Annotated in this window: 17 protein-coding genes and 1 pseudogene; 15 read left to right on the top strand and 3 right to left on the bottom strand. The window is 72.6% G+C overall.

The genetic code is table 11. The features are described from left to right. The first annotated feature begins 544 nt into the window (after positions 1–544). The 4 genes from fmt to ACWGKQ_RS27935 all read left to right on the top strand — a co-directional run bounded on the left by fmt (position 545) and on the right by ACWGKQ_RS27935 (position 5035). A complete protein-coding gene (gene fmt, locus ACWGKQ_RS27920; protein WP_453294721.1) occupies positions 545–1477 on the top strand; it encodes a methionyl-tRNA formyltransferase in 933 nt (310 codons plus the stop codon). A gap of 82 nt (positions 1478–1559) precedes the next feature. Beyond that, positions 1560–2987: an RsmB/NOP family class I SAM-dependent RNA methyltransferase gene (locus ACWGKQ_RS27925; RefSeq protein WP_453294722.1), complete on the top strand. Its 1428-nt coding sequence runs from the start codon at positions 1560–1562 to the stop codon at positions 2985–2987. Positions 2988–3226: 239 nt separating this feature from the next. Next, a complete protein-coding gene (rpe, locus tag ACWGKQ_RS27930) occupies positions 3227–3913 on the top strand; it encodes a ribulose-phosphate 3-epimerase (protein WP_453294723.1) in 687 nt (228 codons plus the stop codon). A 78-nt stretch (positions 3914–3991) separates the two neighbouring features. Continuing rightward, positions 3992–5035 (top strand): sugar-binding transcriptional regulator, encoded by a 1044-nt coding sequence (locus ACWGKQ_RS27935; RefSeq protein ID WP_453294724.1) that lies wholly within the window; start codon positions 3992–3994, stop codon positions 5033–5035. Positions 5036–5113: 78 nt separating this feature from the next. Here the strand turns inward: ACWGKQ_RS27935 and ACWGKQ_RS27940 are convergent, their stop codons facing one another. Next, a complete protein-coding gene (locus tag ACWGKQ_RS27940; RefSeq protein ID WP_453294725.1) occupies positions 5114–5704 on the bottom strand; it encodes a TetR/AcrR family transcriptional regulator in 591 nt (196 codons plus the stop codon). Between the two features lie 55 nt (positions 5705–5759). Continuing rightward, on the bottom strand, positions 5760–7094 hold the full coding sequence (locus tag ACWGKQ_RS27945; RefSeq protein ID WP_453294726.1) for an MFS transporter: 1335 nt from the start codon (positions 7092–7094) through the stop codon (positions 5760–5762). 643 nt (positions 7095–7737) lie between these two features. Here ACWGKQ_RS27945 and ACWGKQ_RS27950 point away from each other — a divergent pair. The 4 genes from ACWGKQ_RS27950 (at position 7738) to ACWGKQ_RS27965 (ending at position 11807) form a co-directional block, all read left to right on the top strand. Next, positions 7738–8703: a Dyp-type peroxidase gene (locus ACWGKQ_RS27950; protein WP_453294727.1), complete on the top strand. Its 966-nt coding sequence runs from the start codon at positions 7738–7740 to the stop codon at positions 8701–8703. A 3-nt stretch (positions 8704–8706) separates the two neighbouring features. Further along, positions 8707–9375 carry an alpha/beta hydrolase gene (locus ACWGKQ_RS27955; RefSeq protein WP_453294728.1) on the top strand — a complete coding sequence of 223 codons (669 nt, stop codon included), beginning with the start codon at positions 8707–8709 and terminating at the stop codon, positions 9373–9375. Between the two features lie 184 nt (positions 9376–9559). Continuing rightward, positions 9560–11002 carry a GuaB1 family IMP dehydrogenase-related protein gene (locus tag ACWGKQ_RS27960; RefSeq protein ID WP_453294729.1) on the top strand — a complete coding sequence of 481 codons (1443 nt, stop codon included), beginning with the start codon at positions 9560–9562 and terminating at the stop codon, positions 11000–11002. Between the two features lie 352 nt (positions 11003–11354). Then, on the top strand, positions 11355–11807 hold the full coding sequence (locus ACWGKQ_RS27965) for an Lrp/AsnC family transcriptional regulator (RefSeq protein ID WP_453294730.1): 453 nt from the start codon (positions 11355–11357) through the stop codon (positions 11805–11807). A 177-nt stretch (positions 11808–11984) separates the two neighbouring features. Here the strand turns inward: ACWGKQ_RS27965 and ACWGKQ_RS27970 are convergent, their stop codons facing one another. Then, positions 11985–12725: a GntR family transcriptional regulator gene (locus ACWGKQ_RS27970; protein ID WP_453294731.1), complete on the bottom strand. Its 741-nt coding sequence runs from the start codon at positions 12723–12725 to the stop codon at positions 11985–11987. Between the two features lie 234 nt (positions 12726–12959). On the opposite strand from ACWGKQ_RS27970, the gene ACWGKQ_RS27975 reads away from it, so the two are divergent. The 7 genes and pseudogenes from ACWGKQ_RS27975 to ACWGKQ_RS28005 all read left to right on the top strand — a co-directional run. Further along, a complete protein-coding gene (locus ACWGKQ_RS27975; protein WP_453294732.1) occupies positions 12960–14120 on the top strand; it encodes an ABC transporter substrate-binding protein in 1161 nt (386 codons plus the stop codon). Then, on the top strand, positions 14117–15016 hold the full coding sequence (locus ACWGKQ_RS27980; protein WP_453294733.1) for an ABC transporter permease: 900 nt from the start codon (positions 14117–14119) through the stop codon (positions 15014–15016). Before ACWGKQ_RS27975 ends, ACWGKQ_RS27980 begins: the two co-directional genes overlap by 4 nt. Next, positions 15001–15819: an ABC transporter permease gene (locus ACWGKQ_RS27985; protein ID WP_453294734.1), complete on the top strand. Its 819-nt coding sequence runs from the start codon at positions 15001–15003 to the stop codon at positions 15817–15819. Before ACWGKQ_RS27980 ends, ACWGKQ_RS27985 begins: the two co-directional genes overlap by 16 nt. Positions 15820–15825: 6 nt before the next feature. Beyond that, entirely contained in the window at positions 15826–16890 is a 1065-nt protein-coding gene (locus tag ACWGKQ_RS27990; protein ID WP_453294735.1) for an ABC transporter ATP-binding protein, read from the top strand. Positions 16891–16958: 68 nt separating this feature from the next. Continuing rightward, complete coding sequence (locus tag ACWGKQ_RS27995; protein ID WP_453294736.1) at positions 16959–18410, top strand: HAD-IA family hydrolase; 1452 nt, start codon at positions 16959–16961, stop codon at positions 18408–18410. Positions 18411–18504: 94 nt separating this feature from the next. Then, positions 18505–20865 carry a nitrate- and nitrite sensing domain-containing protein gene (locus ACWGKQ_RS28000; protein ID WP_453294737.1) on the top strand — a complete coding sequence of 787 codons (2361 nt, stop codon included), beginning with the start codon at positions 18505–18507 and terminating at the stop codon, positions 20863–20865. A 271-nt stretch (positions 20866–21136) separates the two neighbouring features. Continuing rightward, positions 21137–21514, top strand: a pseudogene (locus ACWGKQ_RS28005) (roadblock/LC7 domain-containing protein); the annotation flags it as partial. Positions 21515–21517 lie beyond the last annotated feature (3 nt).

Below are 21517 nucleotides of genomic sequence, written 5' to 3' on the forward strand. Positions count from 1 at the left end.
CGTCGGGCGTCAACTGTCAGGGGCCAGCCGCCGTCAGCCGTCGGCGGTCGGGGTCAGCCGCCGTCAGGCGTCAACTGTCAGGCGTCATGCGTCAGCCGCCGTCAGCTGTCAGCAACCGCCGTCAGCCGTCAGCCGTCAGCCGTCAGCCGTCAGCCGTCAGCCGTCAGCCGTCAGCCGTCGGGCGTCGGGCGTCGGGCGTCGGGCGTCAACTGTCAGGGGCCAGCCGCCGTCAGCCGTCGGCGGTCGGGGTCAGCCGCCGTCAGGCGTCAACTGTCAGGCGTCATGCGTCAGGGGCCAGCCGTCGTCAGCTGTCAGACGTCAGCAACCGCCGCCAGCCGCCAGCCGCCAGCCGCCAGCCGTGAGCCGTCAGCGGCCAGCGGTCAGCGGTCAGCGGCCAGCCGTCAGTCGTTGGCCCGTGGCGGTTGGCCGCTGGTTTGGTGGGTTGTGGTTGGTGGGCTGTGGGGTTGTGGGTGGTGGTTGGTTGGTGCGGCATAGACTTGTGTGTTGCCCGTGTTGCTGCCGTTCGAGAGGGTCTCAGTCGCCCATGAAGCTTGTCTTCGCCGGTACCCCCGAAGTCGCCGTTCCTGCTCTGGAGGCTCTCATCTCCTCCGGGCGGCACGAGGTGGCCGCCGTGGTCACGCGGCCCGATGCGCCGGCCGGGCGGGGGCGCAGGCTGGTCGCTTCGCCTGTGGCCGAGCGGGCGATGGAGGCCGGCATCGAGGTGCTGAGGCCGCTCAAGCCGCGCGATCCGGACTTTCTGGAGCGGCTGAAGGAGATCGGGCCGGACTGCTGCCCGGTGGTGGCGTACGGCGCGCTGCTGCCGCGGGTCGCGCTGGACGTGCCGGCCCACGGCTGGGTCAACCTGCACTTCTCGCTGCTTCCCGCCTGGCGCGGCGCGGCTCCTGTGCAGCACTCCATCATGGGCGGGGACGAGATCACGGGCGCCTCCACCTTCCTCATCGAGGAGGGCCTCGACTCCGGGCCCGTCTACGGGACCGTCACCGAGGAGATCCGGCCCACCGACACCAGCGGTGACCTGCTGACGCGGCTCGCCTTCGCGGGGTCCGGGCTGCTCGCCGCGACCATGGACGGCATCGAGGACGGCACGCTCAAGGCGGTACCGCAGCCGGCCGAGGGGATCACCCTCGCGCCGAAGATCACCGTCGAGGACGCGAAGGTGGAGTGGTCGGCCCCCGCGCTGCGCGTCGACCGGATCGTGCGCGGGTGCACCCCCGCCCCCGGCGCCTGGACCACCTTCCGCGGTGAGCGGCTCAAGCTGATCCAGGTCACGCCGGTGCCCGAGCGGACCGACCTCACCCCGGCCCAGATCGCCGTCGGCAAGAACAGCGTGCACGTGGGCACCGGGTCGTACGCCGTGGAACTGCTCTGGGTGCAGGCCCAGGGCAAGAAGCCGATGCGGGCCGCCGACTGGGCGCGCGGCGTGCGTATCGGCGCCGGGGAGACCCTCGGAGCCTGAGCGCCCTCTCCCAGCAGCGGCTTTCCGGTGTACGCGGCGTACGCTGGGAGTCGCCTCATTCCCATACCCGGAGCACCTTTTCGTGAGCGAGCAGTCCCGGCGGCCGCGCAGGCCAGCCAAGCCCTACCGCCGTCCCCAGCGGGACCCCGTCCGCATCCTCGCCTTCGAGGCGCTGCGCGCCGTGGACGAGCGGGACGCGTACGCCAACCTCGTGCTGCCGCCGCTGCTGCGCAAGGCCCGGGAGAAAGAGGGACCCGAGAAGTTCGACGGGCGGGACGCCGCGCTCGCGACCGAGCTGGTGTACGGGACGCTGCGCCGGCAGGGGACGTACGACGCGATCATCGCCGAGTGCGTCGACCGGCCGCTGCGCGAGGTGGACCCGCCGGTCCTTGACGTGCTCAGCCTGGGTGTGCACCAGTTGCTCGGCACGCGGATTCCCAGCCACGCGGCCGTCTCCGCCTCCGTCGAGCTGGCCCGGGTGGTGCTGGGCGACGGACGGGCCAAGTTCGTCAACGCCGTGCTCCGCAAGGTCGCGCAGGACGACCTGGACGGCTGGATCGCGAAGGTCGCGCCGCCCTACGACGCGGACCCCGAGGACCATCTCGCCGTGGTGCACTCGCATCCGCGGTGGGTCGTCTCCGCGCTCTGGGATTCGTTGGGGGGCGGACGCGCGGGGATCGAGGAACTGCTGGCCGCCGACAACGAGCGGCCCGAGGTGACGCTGGTCGCCCGGCCGGGGCGGGCCACCACCGAGGAACTTCTCCGCGAGGAGGCCGCCGTACCGGGGCACTGGTCGCCGTACGCCGTGCGCCTCACCGAGGGCGGGGAGCCCGGCGCCATCACGGCCGTGCAGGAGGGCCGGGCAGGTGTGCAGGACGAGGGCAGCCAGCTGGTCGCCCTCGCGCTGGCCGGCGTGCCGGTCGAGGGCCCGGACGAGAAGTGGCTGGACGGCTGCGCCGGACCCGGCGGCAAGGCCGCGCTGCTCGCCGCGCTCGCCGCCGAGCGGGGAGCCGTGCTGCTCGCCTCCGAGAAGCAGCCGCACCGGGCCGGGCTGGTCGAGAAGGCGCTGCACGGCAATCCGGGGCCGTACCAGGTCATCGCGGCCGACGGTACCCGGCCGCCGTGGCGCCCCGGCACCTTCGACCGGGTCCTGATGGACGTCCCGTGCACGGGCCTGGGCGCACTGCGCCGCCGCCCCGAGGCACGGTGGCGGCGGCGCCCCGAGGACCTCGACAACTTCGGTCCGCTGCAGCGGGCACTGCTGCGTACCGCGATCGACTCGGTACGGGTGGGCGGGGTGGTCGGTTACGCGACCTGTTCCCCGCACCTCGCGGAGACCCGCGCGGTGGTCCAGGACGTGCTCAAGCAGCGGCCGGAGACCGAGCTGGTGGACGCGCGTCCTCTGCTGCCGGGGGTGCCTGAGCTGGGGGAAGGGCCGGATGTGCAGCTGTGGCCGCATGTGCACGGCACGGACGCGATGTATCTGGCCTTGATCCGGAGGACTGGCTGAGGTGGGGGGTGGGGCGCTTACCGGCGCTGGCAGGGTGCCGCTGCGCCCACCCCCGCCGCCCTGCGGCACGCCTGCCCGCAGCTGAAGTGGCTGACACGGCCGCCCGCGGCTGGGCAGCGCCCCATAAGGGGCGCGGGGAACTGCGCGAGCAACCCCCACCGGCCCGCGGCCGACGCTCACCCGCAACCACCCCCGAACCCCACTCGGTCCTACCCGTCAGGGCATGGCACGCTTGGGGCATGGCCGTGCAGATCAACCCCAGCATCCTGTCCGCCGACTTCGCCCGCCTCGCGGACGAGGCGAAGGCGGTCGAAGGCGCCGACTGGCTCCACGTCGACGTCATGGACAACCACTTCGTCCCGAACCTCACGCTCGGTGTGCCGGTCGTAGAGTCCCTGGCCCGTGCTACGGACACCCCGCTGGACTGCCACCTGATGATCGACGCCCCCGATCGGTGGGCGCCCCAGTACGTCGAAGCGGGGGCCTCCTCCGTCACCTTCCATGTGGAGGCCGCCGCCGCCCCCGTGCGGCTCGCGCGGGAGATCCGGGCGAAGGGCGCCCGCGCGTCCATGGCGCTCAAGCCCGCGACGCCCATCGAGCCGTACGAGGACCTGCTCCCCGAGCTGGACATGCTGCTGATCATGACCGTGGAGCCCGGTTTCGGAGGTCAGGCGTTCCTCGACATCATGCTGCCGAAGATCCGCCGCACCCGGGAGCTGATCGGCAAGCACGGGCTGGAGCTGTGGCTGCAGGTCGACGGTGGAGTTTCCGCGTCGACAATCGAGCGGTGCGCGGACGCCGGAGCCGATGTTTTTGTGGCAGGTTCCGCGGTGTACGGGGCAAACGACCCGGCAGAGGCGGTACGTGCACTACGCACCCAGGCGGCGACGGCCACCGCCCAGGCGTCGTGGGCGTGCGACCACTGAGGTACGGGAACGTGAACGGCTCCGATCAGGGCTGATCAAGTGCGCCGGATCTGCAAGGATGAACGGCGTATCCAGAGTGTGAACAGCAGTGAGGAGATGGCCGTGTCGGGTATGTCGGCGGGCCGGTCAGCCATGCGGATGGGACCCGCAGAGCTGGTGCAGGCGGCGGCCATGGCCCGCCGCTTCTACCTCGAGGGCAAGTCCAAGATCCAGATCGCTGAGGAGTTCGGCGTCAGCCGCTTCAAAGTGGCCCGGGTACTGGAGACTGCCCTCGAAAGGGATCTCGTACGCATCGAGATCCGTGTACCGGCCGAACTGGACGCCGAGCGCTCGGACGCGCTCCGCGCTCGCTACGGCCTGCGGCATGCCGTGGTGGTCGAGTCCCCGGCCGAGGCGGAGGAGACCCCCGACCCGGAGAACCTCGGCGAGGTCGCCGCGGACCTGCTCGGCGAACTGGTCAACGAGGGGGATGTGCTCGGCCTCGCCTGGGGCCGGTCCACCATCCACATGGCGGCCGCGCTCGACCGGCTGCCGCCGTGCACGGTGGTGCAGCTGACGGGCGTGTACGACGCCGGGACCTCCGAGCGCGGCTCGGTGGAGGCCGTCCGGCGCGCCGCCCAGGTGTCGGGCGGCGACGCCCACCCGATCTACGCGCCGATGCTGCTGCCGGACGCGGCCACCGCGGCCGCGCTGCGCAACCAGACCGGGATCGCCCGCGCCTTCGAGTACTTCGACAAGGTCACGGTCGCCTGTGTCTCCATCGGCTCCTGGGAGCGGGGCATCTCCACGGTGCACGACATGCTCAGCGACGAGGAGCGCGCGCACTACGCCACGCTGGGCGTCGCCGCCGAGATGGCCGCGCACCTCTTCGACGCCGACGGCCGCCGGGTGGGACGGGACCTGGGGGAACGATGCATCACGGTCAAGGCCGACCAGCTGCGCCGTATCCCCGAGGTCGTCGCGATCGCGGGGGGCCAGCGCAAGGCGGCCGCGATCGACGCGGTGCTGCGGTCGGGGCTGGTCACCAGCCTCGTCACCGACACCTCGGCCGCCGACTTCCTGATGACGGCGGGCACCACGCCCAAGCCCGCGCTGAGCCGCGCGGACCCGGACGGTCCCTGACCGGGAGCGTGACACCGCCGCGGCAGCAGGCCTGACAACGCTGCCGCGGCGGCCGGGCGGACCCCGGGGAAGGGGTTCTCAGGACCCGGCCGGCAGTGCCGCGTCGATCAGGACGGCGGCCGTCTCCCGGGCGACCGCGCCCACCGACGGGTCGCGGTCCATCCGCGCGGACACCACGCCCCCGTCGTACAGCAGGTGCAGCCGGCGGGCGAGGGCCTCGGGATCCGGGGCGCCGGCGTCCCGGGCGAGACCGGTGAACAGGTCCCGGACCCAGGCGCGGGAGACGTCGGAGGCCTCCTCGATGGTGCTGCCGTGCTTGGTCTCGGCGCTGGCCGCCATGAAGGCGCACCCGTGGTAGTCCGGCTCGGTGAACAGTTCGGCCTGCGCGTCGAAGACGGCCAGCAGCCGGTCCCGCGGGGTGTCGGCGCCCTCCACAGCGCGCAGCAGCCGCTCGGTCAGCCTGGTGTGCCGGGAGTCCAGGTAGGCGCGGATGAGCTGTTCCTTGCCGCCGAAGGTGTTGTACAGCGAGGCCTTGGCGACCCCGGCGTGCTCGATGATCCGGTCGATCCCGACCGTCTGCACGCCCTCCGCGTAGAACAGCTCGTTCGCCGCCGAGAGCAGCCGCTCCCTGGCCGTGGGGGCCTTGGCAGCAGTCAACGTCTTCGTCATGCCACTCACCTTCCGGACACTTCCAGTCTACGGCTGACCAGACCGGTCTACTCGGTCATCGTGCCTGCGTGACGGACTCGGACCGGTCCGCCCGGTCCGCACGGGCCGTCACCGGCACCGTCTGCGGGCCGCCGGCCGCCACCTTCACCCCGGGACCGCTCTGCGGCCTGCCGCGCCGCAGCAGCAGGGCGGCCAGGGCCAGCAGCGCGAGGCCGATGACCACCGCGCCGTACTCCTCGGAGGTCGGGACCAGTCCGCCCCCGTGCACCACCAGCGCCCCGGCGGCCACGGACGGGACGCCCATGCCGAGGTAGGCGACGACGAACAGCAGGGACAGCACACCCGAGCTCTCGTGGGGCTTCGTCAGCGGCAGCACCGTGCGGATGCCGCCCTGGAAACCGCTGCCGAAGCCGACGCCGGCGACGGCCGTGCCGGCGAAGAACAGCGCCGGGGAGCTCAGGTCCACCGCGACCAGGGTCAGCGCCACTCCGGCCACGAGCGCGCCGATGCCGGTGTACATCACGGTCGTGGCCTGTGCCTTGCGCAGCGCGAGGACCGAGGCGGCCGAGACGAACGCGAGGACGAAGAGTCCGAGGCCGCCCCAGACGGCGGAGGTGGAGCCGACCAGGGTGCGGACCAGGGCGGGGCCCAGGGAACCGTAGAACCCGGCGAGCGCCCAGACGGCGAAGACGACGGGTGCCGCGGCCAGGACCGCGCCCCGGACCGTGCGCGGCAGCCTGATCTCGGGCACCAGGCTGGCCAGGGCGCCCTGCTCCTTGGTGACGGTCTCGTCGATCAGGGCGACGGCGACCGCCTGGGCCACGAACACGGCCAGCAGGCCGAGGAAGATCGTGTGGGTCGGGGCGGGCAGGAACTGCACGACGAAACCGCTGATCAGGGACCCTGTCGCGGTGCCGAGGCCGGGGGCGAAGGCGTTGGCCATGGTGCCGCGGGAGCGGTTGATGTCCATCATCGCGGCGCCGACCGCGCCGAGTGCGGCGCCGGTGGACAGGCCCTGGACGACGCGGGCGACGAGCAGTTCGCCGACCCCGCCGGCGGTGGAGAACAGCAGCATCGCGGCGGCCTGGGCGGCGATCGCGGCGATCAGGACCGGGCGGCGGCCGACGTGGTCGGACAGCTTGCCGAGGACCAGCAGGCCGGAGAGGACGGCGATCGCGTAGATGCCGAAGACGACCGTGGTGGTGATCGGGGTGAACCCCCACTCGGCCTGGTACGTCGCGTAGAGCGGGGTGGGCGCGCTGGAGGCGGCGAGGAAGGAGACGACGACGGAGGCCAGCAGGTAGAACGCCGCACGCGGCGGGATCGGCCTGCGCGCTGCCTTGCCGCGCTCGGTGAGATCGGTTCGCTCGTGCGGTGCGAGGTGGTTCATCGGAGATCCTTCGCGGGGACGGGGCCGAAGATCGTCGGTTCGGAGGTCCTTGGTGAGTAGACCGGTCTGTCTAGCATGCATGGTAAAACCATAGACAGGTCTGTCTATTCCGTCGAGCGAAAGAATTCTTGCCCGGCGTCCCCGGTCGTGCGGAACGCGCGGCGGTACCCGGCGGGCGTGGTGCCAACGGCGTCCCGGAAGCGGGCACGGAGGCTGGTGCCGCTGCCCGGGCCGCTCTCGCCGCGCACCCTCGTCCGCATGCGGCGGCAAGAGGCACAGGTCGATGCCGGCGGTCACCCCGTTGCCGTGCCGCCGACCGTGAACCCGGTACTGGTGGGGCGGCTCGCACCGCACCTGGCGGCCGGTCCTCGAACTCCTCTGCCCCACGCGGGCTTTCGTCTCCCATGGAGGCACCGGACCTGGTCGCCCGGCGCATCGGGGACTCCTGCGCGCCCCGTGATCCGGTCCGGGCTGGTCCGGGAGCCGCCGTCCTCACCCGTTCATGTGATGCCGCGACGGCCGGCACTCGTGCTGTGATCCGACCATCTCGACACCGTCGCTTGGAGCGTCTTCATCCGCTGAGCGCCGTCAACCCCGAGTATGTGTACGACAGACCGTGTGCCGATCGCATCGGGAGGACGCGTTGACCACCGAACCCCAGTCCGTGCCGGGGGCCGAACCGCAGCCGGTGCTCGGTCCGTTGACCACCGCCGCGATCTTCCTGGTGCTCACCGTGCGCCCCGGCGGCGAGGAGACGGCACGGGAGGTGCTCGGCGATCTGCGCGCGCTGGAGCGGAGCTTCGGGTTCGGTACCCCGGAAGCCGCGCTGAGCTGTGTGGCGGGGGTCGGATCCGCCGCCTGGGACCGTCTGTTCGACCACCCCCGCCCGGCCGGCCTGCACCCCTTCCAGCCGCTGGAGGGACCCCGGCACACCGCGGTCGCCACCCCCGGCGACCTTCTCCTGCACATCCGGGCCACCCGGTTCGACCTCTGCTTCGGACTCGCCGCCGAGCTCATGCACCGGCTGCGCGACGCGGTGACCGTCGAGGACGAGGTGCCGGGCTTCAAGTACCTCGACGCCCGCGACCTGCTGGGCTTCGTCGACGGCACCGAGAACCCGGTCGGCGCCGCCGCCCGCCGGGCCGTCCTGATCGGCGCGGAGGATCCCGGTCACGTCGGCGGCAGCTACGTGATCGTGCAGAAGTACCTCCACGACCTCGACGCCTGGAACGCGCTGCCCGTCGAGACGCAGGAGCGGATCATCGGCCGTACGAAGGCCACCAACCTCGAACTGGAGGAGCCGGCCTCCCACGTGGACCTGAACACGATCACCGGACCGGACGGCGAGGAACAGCAGATCCTGCGGGACAACATGCCGTTCGGCAGCCCCGGCGGCGGCGAGTTCGGCACCTACTTCATCGGGTACGCCCGGACGCCCGACGTCGTCGAGCAGATGCTGCGCAACATGTTCCTCGGCACCGCCGACGCCACCCACGACCGGATCCTCGACTTCTCCACCGCGGTCACCGGCACACTCTTCTTCGTGCCGTCCGACGACTTCCTGGACGACCTGCCCGCGCTCCCCGAAGCGGGCGAGAGGGGACAGTGACCGATGTCCGCGCATGTGATCGTGCTGCCGGGCGGCGGCTACGTACAGCACGCCGAGCACGAGGCCGAGCCGGTCGCCGAGTGGCTCACCGGGCTGGGGCTGGGCCTGGCGGCGAGCGTCTTCCGGTATCCCCTCGGCGTCCGGCATCCGGTGCCCCTCGAAGCGCTGCGCGCCGAGATCCGGCGGCTGCGGGCCGAAGGGGCCGACCGGATCGGGCTCGTGGGGTTCTCGGCGGGCGGGCATCTCGCGGGCCTGGCGGCCCTGACCGCGGACCACGACCCACGGACGTCCGTGCAGTTCGCCGTGCTCGGCTACGCGATCACCTCGATGGAGACCGAGACCTACCGGCCGTCCCGGATCGTCCTGCTGGGCGAGGACGCCTCGCCGGAGCTGCGCCGGGCCACCTCGCTCGACGCGCTGGTGACCCCGTCGGCGCCGCCGTTCTTCCTCTGGCACACGGCGGAGGACCCGTACGTCCTGCCGGAGCACACCTACCGCCTGGCCACGGCCCTGGCCGCGCACGACGTGCCCCACACCGTGCACGTCTATCCGCACGGCCCGCACAGCCTGGGCCTCGCCCACGGTGCCGGAGAGGCCTCGACCTGGACCCGCTCGGCGGCGACCTGGCTGGCCGAACAGACCGGCCCCGCGACCCCCTTCGGACGCCGCTGAGATGACGACGACCGGTGGGAGACCGGGCCGACCGCTCCCGTAGGTTCCTCCAAAAGGCCTCTGACCTGCCTGGACCTTCGTCCCGGGCATGACGTGCCGGTCCGCATGGGAGAATGAAGTACGTGCTTTTCCCCTTGGCCGGCCGGTCCGGGGGTCACCTCTGATCGACTGGGATGTGCGGCACGTGCGTTTCCTCAATGACCTCCAGCCCCCGTACGACCTGACGTACGACGACGTCTTCATGGTGCCGAGCCGCTCCGCGGTCGGCTCGCGTCAGGGCGTGGACCTCAACTCGCCGGACGGCACGGGCACCACCATCCCGCTGGTCGTCGCCAACATGACCGCGATCGCGGGCCGGCGGATGGCCGAGACGGTGGCCCGGCGCGGCGGACTCGTCGTGATCCCGCAGGACATCCCGATCGACGTGGTCACCGATGTCATCACCTGGGTCAAGAGCCGCCACCTGGTCCTGGACACCCCGATCGTGCTGGCCCCGCACCAGACCGTCGCCGACGCGCTGGCCCTGCTGCCGAAGCGGGCGCACAACGCCGGTGTCGTCGTCGACGAGGACGGCCGCCCGGTCGGTGTCGTCACCGACCGGGATCTCACCGGCGTCGACCGCTTCACCCAGCTCGCCGAGGTCATGTCCCGCGACCTGCTGCTGCTCGACGCGGACATCGACCCCCGCGAGGCCTTCAACAAGCTGGACGGCGCCAACCGCCGCTATGCCCCGGCGGTCGACCGGGACGGCAAGCTGGCCGGCATCCTCACCCGCAAGGGCGCGCTGCGCGCCACCCTGTACACCCCGGCGACCGACGCACAGAGCAGGCTGCGGATCGCCGCCGCCGTCGGTATCAACGGCGACTTCGCGGGCAAGGCGAAGCAACTGCTCGACGCGGGCGTCGACACGCTCGTCATCGACACCGCGCACGGCCACCAGGAGTCGATGATCAGCGCGATCAAGCTGGTCCGCGACCTCGACCCGCAGGTCCCGATCGCGGCCGGCAACATCGTCTCCGCGGAGGGGGTCAAGGACCTCGTCGACGCCGGCGCGGACATCATCAAGGTCGGCGTGGGCCCCGGCGCGATGTGCACCACCCGCATGATGACCGGCGTCGGCCGGCCGCAGTTCTCCGCGGTCCTGGAGTGCGCCGCGGAGGCGCGGAAGTACGGCAAGCACGTCTGGGCCGACGGCGGTGTCCGGCACCCCCGTGACGTCGCCATGGCGCTGGCCGCCGGTGCGTCCAACGTGATGGTCGGCTCCTGGTTCGCGGGCACGTTCGAGTCGCCGGGCGACCTTCAGCAGGACGCCGACGGGCGGCTCTACAAGGAGTCGTTCGGCATGGCCTCGGCGCGGGCGGTGCGCAACCGCACGTCGGACGAGTCGGCGTACGACCGGGCCCGCAAGGGGCTCTTCGAGGAGGGCATCTCCACGTCCCGGATGTTCCTCGACCCGGCCCGGCCGGGCGTGGAGGACCTGATCGACTCGATCATCGCGGGCGTGCGGTCGTCGTGCACCTACGCCGGCGCCGGCTCGCTGGAGGAGTTCGCCGAGAAGGCGATCGTGGGGATCCAGAGTGCGGCCGGCTACGCGGAGGGCAAGCCGCTGCACGCCAGCTGGAGCTAGGGCCTGTCGTTTGGATCATGCCGGCGTCGCGGGGCGTGGCACGCACTCCCCACTGCCTTAAAGGCGTGGGGGGACCCCAGCGGCGTTGTCGTCGGTTGTCGACGTCCCCCAGCCTTCGGCCGGGAGGTGCCCCCACCGCGTCGACTCCCTCCTCCGCCTTGCAGCTGTACGCACCACGCCCCGCTCGGGTCGGCCGACAGGCACCGTGAGCCAGGCCGGCCTGATCCAAACGACAGGCCCTAGGCGCTGCGCGGGGGCGCGGTGCGGGGCGGCCGGCCGCCGGGCCCGTGTTCTACTTCGTGTACGGCTGTCGCCGGTCCCGTCCTGCACCACCTGAGAGCTGAACGACCCCTTGCTGAACGATCTCGACGAACGCATCGTGCACGCCCTCGCCGAGGACGCCCGCCGCTCCTACGCGGACATCGGGCAACTGGTCGGCCTGTCCGCGCCTGCTGTCAAACGGCGCGTGGACCGGCTGCGCGCCTCCGGAGCGATCACCGGATTCACCGTACGGGTCGACCCGGCGGCCCTCGGCTGGGAGACCGAGGGGTTCGTGGAGATCTACTGCCGGCGCAACACGTCCCCGGAGACCATCCAGCGGGGCCTGGAGCGCTACCAGGAGGTGGTGGCCGCGTCGACGGTCACCGGTGAGGCCGACGCCGTCGTGCAGGTCTTCGCGTCGGACATGCGGCACTTCGAGAGGGTGCTGGAGCGGATCGCGGGGGAGCCGTTCGTGGAGCGGACCAAGTCGGTACTGGTGCTGTCGCCGCTGCTGAGGAGGTTTTCGTCAGGGGCGCCCGGGTGAGAGCGGCCTAGAGCTCGGGGGGTGCGGTGGTGTGCCGGGTGCGGGTGATCCGTGGCTGTTCGCGCAGTTCCCCGCGCCCCTTCAGGGCGCGGTTCCACCGCCAACCCAGGGGCGCGGGGAACTGCGCGAACAACCCCCACCGGCCCGCACCCGGCACACCGCCGCACCCCCCACCCCCTACTCCGCGGTCTTCCTCGCCAGCGCGTTGTTGCCGATGGAGTTGTGCACGCTGAAGCTCACCGCGTCCGACCGGTAGCGGTCGTCCGACCACTCCACCGGCCGGCCCTCCCGCGTCGTCGTCACGCGCCGCACCCGCAGCAGTGGACTCGTGCGGCGGATGCCGAGCAGCTCGGCGTCCTGCGCCCCCGCCGCCACCGCGTCGATGACGTGCTCGCCGTAGGCGAAGACCAACCCGGTCTCCTCGTACAGCCGTTGGGTGACGGACGGGCACTCCGGCTCTATCGCCTCGACCGCCGGGGAGATCCAGTCCGCGTACACGGTCCGCTCCAGCAACACCGGCTCGCCGTCCAGGCCGCGCACCCGGAGTACGTGCAACACCTCTGTTCCGGCGGGGAGTTGGAGGCGGACCGCGTCCTCCTGGGCGGCGGGCCGGTACTCCTGGGACACCACGTGTCCCGTCGCCTCGCGGCCCATCGCCTTCGCCCACTGAGCGAAACTGCGCAGCTCCGCGAAGCTCTGGCTGCGGCGGCTGGCCAGGACCACCCGGCGGGCGCCCTGGCGGGAGCCGATCAGTCCCTCGGCGGTGAGCGCGGCGACCGCCTGGCGGACCGTGCCGCGGGAGACGCCGTACTCCGCGGCGAGCTCCGTCTCCGAGGGCAGTCGGCTGCCGACGGTGTACTCCTCGCGGTCGATGGCGTGCCGCAGCTCGTCGGCGATCTCCTCGTGTCGCGCCGTCATGCTTCCCCTCTGGATAGGCCGCTGTGCACAGCGTGACCAGCCTAATCGACGTTCCCGGGTGATTCGTGTCAGCCCGGAACCGGCCAGGACTGTGCAGCGAATCAGGGTCCAGGGTTTTTCCGGAGTTCACAGTCCCGACACCCACACCGGGCGTACTGTGAGCCAACTTGTTCAGACAAGTTCGCCCGGCGCCGGCCACAGCGCCACCCACCCTCGTGCGTCCCTGGAGAGACCGTGACCGTGTCCCTGCCGAGAACCGCCCTCCTCGGCGGCTCCCTCGCCGCCGTAGCCGCGCTTGCCCTCAGCGCCTGCGGCGCCGCCCCCGACAACACGTCGTCCACCACCTCCGACGGCAAGAACGCCGCCACCGCCACCTCGGCCGCCGACCTCGGCGGCATGGACAAGCTGGTCGCCGCCGCCAAGAAGGAGGGCACACTGCACATCATCGCGGTGCCCCGCGACTGGGCGAACTACGGCGCCATCATCGACGGCTTCAAGAAGAAGTACGGCCTCAAGATCGAGGACGAGAGCCCCGACGGCTCCAGCCAGGACGAGATCACCGCCGTGACGTCGAGGAAGGGCCAGGACCGCGCGCCGGACGTGCTCGACCTCGGCTCGTCGTTCGCGCTCAGCGCGGCCCAGCAGGGGCTGCTCGCGCCGTACAAGGTCGCCTCGTACGACGACATCCCCACCGGGCAGAAGGACCCGCAGGCCCGCTGGTACAACGACTACGGCGGCTACATCTCCATCGGCTGCGACGCGAAGCGGGTCAAGACCTGCCCGACCACCTTCGCCGACCTGCTCAAGCCGCAGTACAAGGGCCAGGTCGCCCTCAACGGCAACCCGACCAAGTCAGGTTCGGCGTTCGGCGGCGTGTACGCGGCCGCGCTCGCCAACAAGGGCTCCTTCGACGACATCCAGCCCGGCCTCGACTTCTTCGCCAAGCTGAAGAAGAACGGCAACTACACGCCCGTCGAGTCCACCCCGGCCACCGTCGAGAAGGGCGAGACGCCCATCTCCATCGACTGGGACTACCTGAACGCCGGTTACGCCGACGAGTTCAAGTCCAAGGGCGTCGACTGGAAGGTCAGCATCCCCAGCGACGGCCAGTACGCCCAGTACTACTCCCAGGCCATCAACAAGGACGCCCCGCACCCGGCGGCCGCCCGCCTGTGGCAGGAGTACCTGTACAGCACCGAGGGCCAGAACCTGTGGCTCAAGGGGTACGCGCGTCCGGTCCTGATGTCCTCGATGGAGACGGCCGGCACGCTGGACAAGGCCGCCGCCGCCAAGCTCCCCGCGGTCACCGGCACGCCGTCCTTCCCGACCGAGGCCCAGCAGGACAAGGCCAAGACGGTCATCGCGACGGGCTGGTCGAAGGCCGTCTCCGGATGACGGCCACGCTCACGCGGGCCGACGTGGCGTCCGCCGCTTCCCAGAAGCGGCGGCGCCGCGCCCCCGGCTGGCTGGCCGTCGTCCCGCTCCTCGCCTTCACGGCCCTCGCCTTCGGGCTGCCGGCCATCGCCATGCTGAACGGTGCCTTCACGGTCAAGGACCCGGCGAGCGGGGTGTCCTCGTACACCGGGCGGAACCTCAGCGACTCCCTCCAGGGGCCGTACCTGACCGCCCTCGTCGGCAGCGTCAAGCTGTCCGCGCTCTCCGCCCTCATCGCCACCGCCCTCGGACTGCCGCTCGCGCAGGCCGTCGTCAGCTCGCGCTCCCGGGCACTGCGCGAGGCCGTGCTCACCGCCTCCGGCGTGCTCGCCAACTTCGGCGGCGTGCCGCTGGCGTTCGCGTTCGTCGCGACCCTCGGCAACGCCGGTGTGCTGACCACGCACCTGCACCTCACGGACCACGGCTGGAACCTCTACAGCTTCTGGGGCCTGGTCCTCGTCTACCTGTACTTCCTGATCCCGCTGATGGTCCTCACCATCACCCCGGCCCTGGACGGACTGCGCGCCCAGTGGCGGGAGGCCGCGCTCAACAACGGCGCCACCGGCGTGCAGTACTGGCGGTTCGTGGCCTTGCCAGTGCTCGCGCCCTCGCTGCTCGGCGGGTTCGTGCTGCTCTTCGGCAGCGCCTTCGCCGCCTACGCCACCGCCGCCGCGATGGTCGGCAGCGCGGTCCCGCTGGTCACCCTCCAGATCGCCGACGCCATCTCCGGCAACGTCCTGGTCGGCCAGGAGAACGTGGCCCTCGCCCTGAGCCTGGACATGGTGCTGGTGGCCGGCGTGGTGATGGCCGTGTACCTGCCCCTGCAACGACGGAGCGCCCGATGGCTCGACGCCTGACCCCGTGGCGCTGGGCCGTCCTCGGCCTGGCCGCCCTCTACTTCCTGGTCCCGCTGGGCGCCTCCGTCGTCTTCACGGTGGACGTGCCCGGCCAGGGCGTCACCTTCGACGCCTACTCCCAGATCCTGTCCGCCGACGGCTTCCTCTCCAGCCTGGTCCTCTCGCTGGAACTGGCCGTCGCCACCATCGCCGTCGTGCTGCTGCTGATGGTGCCCGCCATGGTCGCCCTGCGGCTGAGCGCGCCCAGGCTGCGCCCGGTGGTCGAGATCGTCTGCTCGCTGCCGCTGGTGGTGCCGCCGATCGCGTTCGTCGCCGGCATCGCGACCGTGCTCAAGTGGGGGCCGGACTACCTCTCCCGGACCCCGCTGTTCGAGACGTTCGTCGCCATCCAGAACCCGACCTTCCCGTTCGTGCTGGTCCTCGCGTACGTCGTGATGGCACTGCCCTTCGTCTACCGGGCGCTGGACGCCGGGCTGCGCGCGATCGACGTGCGCACCCTCGTCGAGGCCGCCCGCAGCTGCGGTGCCAACTGGCCGCAGGCGCTTGTGCGGGCCGTGCTGCCCAATCTGCGCGGGGCGCTGCTCAACGCGGCCTTCCTCACCCTGGCCCTGGTGCTCGGTGAGTTCACGGTCGCCTCGCTGCTGGGCTACCAGCCCTTCGCCGTGTGGATCTACAACGTCGGCGGCTCACAGGCCCAGATGTCCGTCGCCGTCTCCGTGCTCAGTCTCCTGGTGACCTGGGCCCTGCTCCTCGCGCTCGCCGGTGCCGGCGGCCGTGACCGAACCGCTTCCTCCCGGGGATGACACACCATGACCACCGCCACCCTTGAGAAGGCCGCGACCGTCGAATTCCGGTCGCTGCGGCGCGAGTTCGGCGCCACCGTCGCCCTCGACGGACTCGACCTGACCGTGCAGCCGGGCGAGTTCCTGGCCCTGCTCGGCCCGTCCGGCTGCGGCAAGACCACCGCGCTGCGCATGCTCGCCGGCTTCGAACACCCCGACTCCGGCGCCGTCCTGGTGGACGGCGAGGACGTCACCCACGTCCCCGCGCACCGCCGTGATGCCGGGATGGTCTTCCAGTCGTACAGCCTCTTCCCGCATCTGAACGCCGTGGACAACGTGGCGTTCGGGCTGCGCATGCGCAAGGTGCGCACGAGTGAACGGCGGTCGCGGGCCGCCGAGTTGCTTGACCTTGTCGGGCTCGGCGACAAGGGGGAGCGGTTCCCGCACCAGCTCTCCGGCGGCCAGCAGCAGCGCATCGCGCTCGCCCGCGCCCTGGCCCTGCGCCCCCGCGTGCTGCTGCTGGACGAACCGCTGTCCGCCCTGGACGCCAAGGTCCGGCTCAGCCTGCGCGAGGAGATCCGCCGCCTCCAGCAGGAACTCGGCATCACCACCCTGTTCGTGACACATGATCAGGAGGAGGCGCTGTCCATCGCCGACCGGGTCGCCGTGATGCGCGCCGGGCAGCTCGAACAGTGCGCGGAGCCGGCCGAGTTGTACGGCCGTCCGGCCACCGCCTTCGTCGCCGAGTTCGTCGGCACGATGAGCCGGATCCCGGGGACGGTCAAGGAGGACACCGTCGAGGTGCTCGGGCAGCGGCTGCCGATCGACGGGCAGGCGCCGGGCGCGGGCGAGGTCGACGTGCTGGTCCGGCCCGAGGCGGTCCAGGTGCGCGCGGACGGCGCCGGTACGGCCACCGTCGTCGGCACCGCCTTCCTGGGCGCGGTCGTCCGGGTCACCGTACGGCTGGCCGACGGCACCGAGGCCAAGGCCGACCTGCCCGTCCACGAGGCCGCCGAGCTGGGGGCCGGATCCGCGGCGACCGTGTCCCTGCCCGAGCGGCCGGTGCTCGTGGCGGAGCGTGCTCAGCAGTAACGCGTCCAGCGGCATCAGTCAGTCATCAGTCAGTCATCAGTCAGCCATCAGTGAGGAATGACAACAACGTGACCCCCCACCCACGACTCCCGCTCCAGGCCGTCCTGTTCGACATGGACGGAACGCTCGTCGACACCGAGCGACTGTGGTGGGAGGCGGTGGAACAGGTCGCCGGGCGGCCGCTCACCGCGGCCGACGAACCCGAGGTGCTCGGCCGGCCGGTGGAGTACACCGCCGGCTGGCTCGCCGGGGTCACCGGCCGCCCGGCCGCGGCTCTGGCGGCCGGGCTGCACCGGGAGTTCGCGGACCGCGTCCGCACCGGCATCGTGCCCCGCCCCGGCGCCCTCGACCTGCTGGACGCGCTGGCCGCGGCCGGCGTCCCCACCGCCCTGGTCACCGCGTCCCCCCGCGCGGTTGCCGACCTCGTCCTGGACGCCCTCGGCCCGAGCCGGTTCGCCGCCTCGGTCACCGCCGACGACACCGGACGCACCAAGCCGGCCCCCGACCCCTATCTCGCCGCCTGCCGTGCCCTCGGCGTCGACCCGGCGGCCTGTGTCGCCGTCGAGGACACCGAGACCGGGGTCGCCTCGGCCGAGGCCGCCGGATGCGCGGTCCTGGCCGTGCCCTCGCTCGCCCCGATCGGCGGCGCGCCCGGCCGGACCGTCCGTGACACGCTGGTCGGGGTCACCCCGAAGGAGCTGAGCGAGATGGCCGCACCGGAACTGCGGGTGATGTCCTGGAACCTGTGGCTGGGCGGCAGCCTGATCGACGACCACCGCGCCAAGCAGGTCAAGGCGATCATGGATGCGGGCGCGGACGTCGTCGGCCTCCAGGAGACCGCCGGGACCAGCGCGCGGGAACTCGCCGGGGCCCTCGGCTGGCACCACCACGCGGCGGGCGAGAACCTCGGGATCATCAGCCGCTTTCCGATCACCGCCCGCCTCGGCGACCCGGACGTCGGCTTCTACGGGGCCGCCGGGGTGCGGATCGCCGTCCGGCCCGGCCGCGAGGTCGAGATCTGGACCGTGCATCTGCACTACACGCCGTACGGGCCCTACGAGTTCCACTTCGACGGGCTCGGCGCCGACGAACTGGTCGCCCACGAGGAGGTCCGGCTCGAGCAGATGCGGGAGGCCCTGCGGCGGATCGGGGACACAGACGTGCCCGTGGTGCTGGCCGGGGACTTCAACTGCCCCTCCCACCTGGACTGGGCGGCCGTCGGGTGGCCGGTGACCAGGGACGCCGCGGAGGCCGGGTTCCGGGATTCCTACCGGGAGGCGCACCCGGACCCGGTCGCCGCGCCCGGCCACACCTGGTCGCCGGTCCACCCCGTCCACGAGGTCGGCGGCGGGCGGCCCGAACCGCAGGACCGGATCGACTACGTGCTGCACAGGGGGCTGCGCGTGCTCGACTCCCGGACCTGGGTCACCGGCACCCCGGCGCCCTGGCCCGAGGTGGCGGGCAACGACTGGCCCTCCGACCACGCGGCCGTCGTCACCACGTTCGCCGTCGAGCCGTAACCAGGAGTTACCCGGGGTAACCATTGCGGTGGGGGTGGCGATCCCGTAGTTTGTGCGGGCTCCCTTACTGACTGGTAACACCGGTAGGTAACCCATGCGCTGGCCCGGCCGCCCCACCACCGTCCGTGCGCGGATCGTGGCGCTCGCGCTCGCTCCGGCCGTCGCGCTGACCGCCCTGTGGAGCTTCGCCATGGTCTCCGTCACCGGCGAGCTACGCGCGTTGATCCGGCTCCAGGGGGTGTACGACGACTTCGGCACCCCCGTCGACACCGCCGTCGGGCAGATCCAGATCGAACGGCGGCTGTCGGCGGCCTACCTGGGAGCCCGCCCGGACCCGGCGGCCGCCGCCGGCCTGCTCGCCCAGCAGCGGCGCACCGACCGGGCCGTGGAAGCCATGCGGGACGCGATCCGGGACGGCGACCGCGGACGCCTCAGCGACCGGCAGCGCGAGGCGCTCGACGCGATGGTGACCGCCACCGGCAGGCTGGAGACACTGCGCGGGCAGGTGCTGTCCCGGAAGATCTCCTGGGACGGCGCCGTGACCGGCTACAGCGCCCTGGTGGAGCCAGGCTTCGACGTCGAGTCCACCCTCACCGCGCTCCAGGCCGGACAGCTGGCCCGGGAGTCGCAGGTCGTCATCGAGCTGGTGCGGGTACGGGAGTTCGTCTCCCGCGAGGACGCGCTGGTCGCCGGCGCGCGGGCGGCCGGACGGCTCACCGACGCGCAGTACGACACCCTCACCGCGACCGTCGAGGACCGGCGGGTCTTCGAGCGGACCTATGTCCCGGACCTGCCGGCGGACTCGCGGGCGCTGTTCGAGACCTTCCAGCGCGGCGCGCTGCACCGCTCGCTGGTGCGCGGCGAGGACGCGCTGCTGCGGGCGGGCCCGGACCGGGCCGGCGCGGCCGTCGCCGCGGACACCTGGCGGTCCACCACCGACCGGGCCGTCAAGCAGTACATGCTGCTGTGCACGCGGGCGGCCGAGAACTCCGCCGCCCGCGGACGGGCCTTCGCCTACCGGGAGTTGACCAAGGCGGCCGTCGTCGGCGCGGCCGGCCTCGCGGCGGCGGGCCTCTCGCTGTGGTTCGCGGTACGCGGGGCGCGCCGTATCTCCCGCCGCCTGGAGACCCTGCGGGACGCGGCCGATCTGCTGACCGCGCGCCAACTGCCCGCCCTGATGGAACGGTTGAGCGCCGGCGAGGACGTGGACGCGGTCACCGAGGCGCCGCCGCTGGCCGCCGGGGAGGCCGGCGACGACGAGATCGGTGACGTCGGCCGGTCCTTCAACCGGGCCCGGCTGGCCGCCGTCGAGGCCGCGGTCCGGCAGGCCGCACTGCGGCGCGGCCTGTCCGCGGTCCTCCTCAACATCGCCCGCCGCAACCAGGCCCTCGTCCACCGCCAGCTGAAACTCGTCGACACGCTGGAACGGCGCACCGACGACCCGGCCGTCCTGGGCGAGCTGTTCCGCATCGACCACCTCACCACCCGGATGCGCCGGCACGCGGAGAGCCTGATCATCCTCTCCGGCGCGGCCCCCGGACGGCGCTGGCGGCGGCCCGTACCGGTCGCCGACGTGGTGTCCTCGGCGGTCGGCGAGATCGAGGACTACCCGCGGGTCGTGGTGCCGCCGATGCCCGAGGTGGGTGTGGCCGCGGACGCCGTCGCCGATGTCGTGCACCTGCTCGCCGAACTGCTGGAGAACGCCACGGTGTTCTCGCCGCCGCACACCCAGGTGACCCTGCGCACCGGCCGGGTCGGCCACGGCTTCACCCTGGAGATCGACGACCGGGGCCTCGGCCTCGACGCCGACCAGCTCGACGAGGCCCGCCGCACCCTCACCGACCCCGGCGCCTTCGACCCGACCCGCCACGACCGGCTCGGCCTCTACGTCGTGGGCCGCCTGGCCGCCCGGCACGGCATCGAGGTGACCCTGCGGGGGTCGCCGTACGGCGGGACGACCGCGGTGGTGCTGCTGCCGGGGGCGGTGCTGGCGGAGGTGGAGCCGGAGGGCGGCCGACGCGGCAGCGAGCGAGGGCGGCAGACATCCGCGGCGGAGCACGGGCGGCCGCCGGCACCCGGGGGAGGCCGGTCGGCATCGGCGGTCGGCGTTCTGCCGGCGTCCGGCGGTACGGCGTCCACCGGGGAGGCCGCGACGCACGGCGCGGCGGGACCGGGCCGCGAGCCGGAGCCACTGCCGGGCCGGACGGGGGACCCGCCCCCCGAAGCGCCGCCGGCCCTGCCCACCCGCACCCGTCAGAGCTCCCTCGCCCCCGAGCTGCGCGCCGGGCCGCGGACCCCGGACCGGCCGGCCGCGCGCGATCTGGACGCCGACGAGATGCGGGCGGTCTTCGGCGCCTTCCAGCGGGGCCTGGACCGGGGCCGCAGGGGAGTGCCGACCGGACCCGAGGAGCCGAACCACACCGACGAAGGGCCGCGTGCCGACGATGACCAGTGACAACCACCCCCAGCAACCCGACCCGACCACCACCCCGGACACCACGTCGGCCCAGACGCCCGCCCCGGCCACTGCGTCGGCCTCGGCTCCGGCGTCGGCCTCGGCTCCGGCGTCCGCCCTGGACCCGGCGTCCGCCCCGGACCCGGCGTCCGCCCCGGACCCGGCGTCCGCCTCGGACCCGGCGTCCGCCCCGGTTCCGGCCTCCACCCCGGCCCCCGCCGCCGGCTCACAGCCCTCCGTCGGCCCAGGTCCCGCTGTCCAGCCCGGAAGCGACCTCGGCTGGCTTCTCGATGATCTCGTCGCCCGGACCGACCACGTCCGGCAGGCCGTGCTGCTCACCGCCGACGGGCTGCCGCTCAGCCACTCCGAGGGGATGCGGCGGCGGGACATCGAGCACCTCGCGGCCGTCTGCTCCGGCTTCCACAGCCTGGCCCGCTCGGCCGGGGACCGGTTCGCCGCCGGGGAGGTGCGGCAGACCATGGTGATGCTCGACGACGCCTATCTCTTCGTCACCCCGGCCGGACACGGCAGCCGGCTCGCCGTGCTCAGCGACGTCCGCACCGACGTCGGCCAGCTGGCCCACGAAATGGCCCTGCTCGTCCGGCGCCTCGGCGGGCACCTGGACGCCGCCGCGCGCTCGGCCCCCTGACGA

This window comes from Streptomyces sp. NPDC054770 (assembly GCF_053611985.1).

Coding starts and splice junctions, on each gene's coding strand:
- ACWGKQ_RS27990 (WP_453294735.1), top strand. CDS start 15,826: ATGACCACCGCCACCCTTGAGAAGGCCGCGACCGTCGAATTCCGGTCG.
- ACWGKQ_RS27970 (WP_453294731.1), bottom strand. CDS start 12,725: ATGACGGCGCGACACGAGGAGATCGCCGACGAGCTGCGGCACGCCATC.
- rpe (WP_453294723.1), top strand. CDS start 3,227: ATGGCCGTGCAGATCAACCCCAGCATCCTGTCCGCCGACTTCGCCCGC.
- ACWGKQ_RS27955 (WP_453294728.1), top strand. CDS start 8,707: ATGTCCGCGCATGTGATCGTGCTGCCGGGCGGCGGCTACGTACAGCAC.
- fmt (WP_453294721.1), top strand. CDS start 545: ATGAAGCTTGTCTTCGCCGGTACCCCCGAAGTCGCCGTTCCTGCTCTG.
- ACWGKQ_RS27985 (WP_453294734.1), top strand. CDS start 15,001: ATGGCTCGACGCCTGACCCCGTGGCGCTGGGCCGTCCTCGGCCTGGCC.
- ACWGKQ_RS27945 (WP_453294726.1), bottom strand. CDS start 7,094: ATGAACCACCTCGCACCGCACGAGCGAACCGATCTCACCGAGCGCGGC.
- ACWGKQ_RS27980 (WP_453294733.1), top strand. CDS start 14,117: ATGACGGCCACGCTCACGCGGGCCGACGTGGCGTCCGCCGCTTCCCAG.
- ACWGKQ_RS27940 (WP_453294725.1), bottom strand. CDS start 5,704: ATGACGAAGACGTTGACTGCTGCCAAGGCCCCCACGGCCAGGGAGCGG.
- ACWGKQ_RS28000 (WP_453294737.1), top strand. CDS start 18,505: ATGCGCTGGCCCGGCCGCCCCACCACCGTCCGTGCGCGGATCGTGGCG.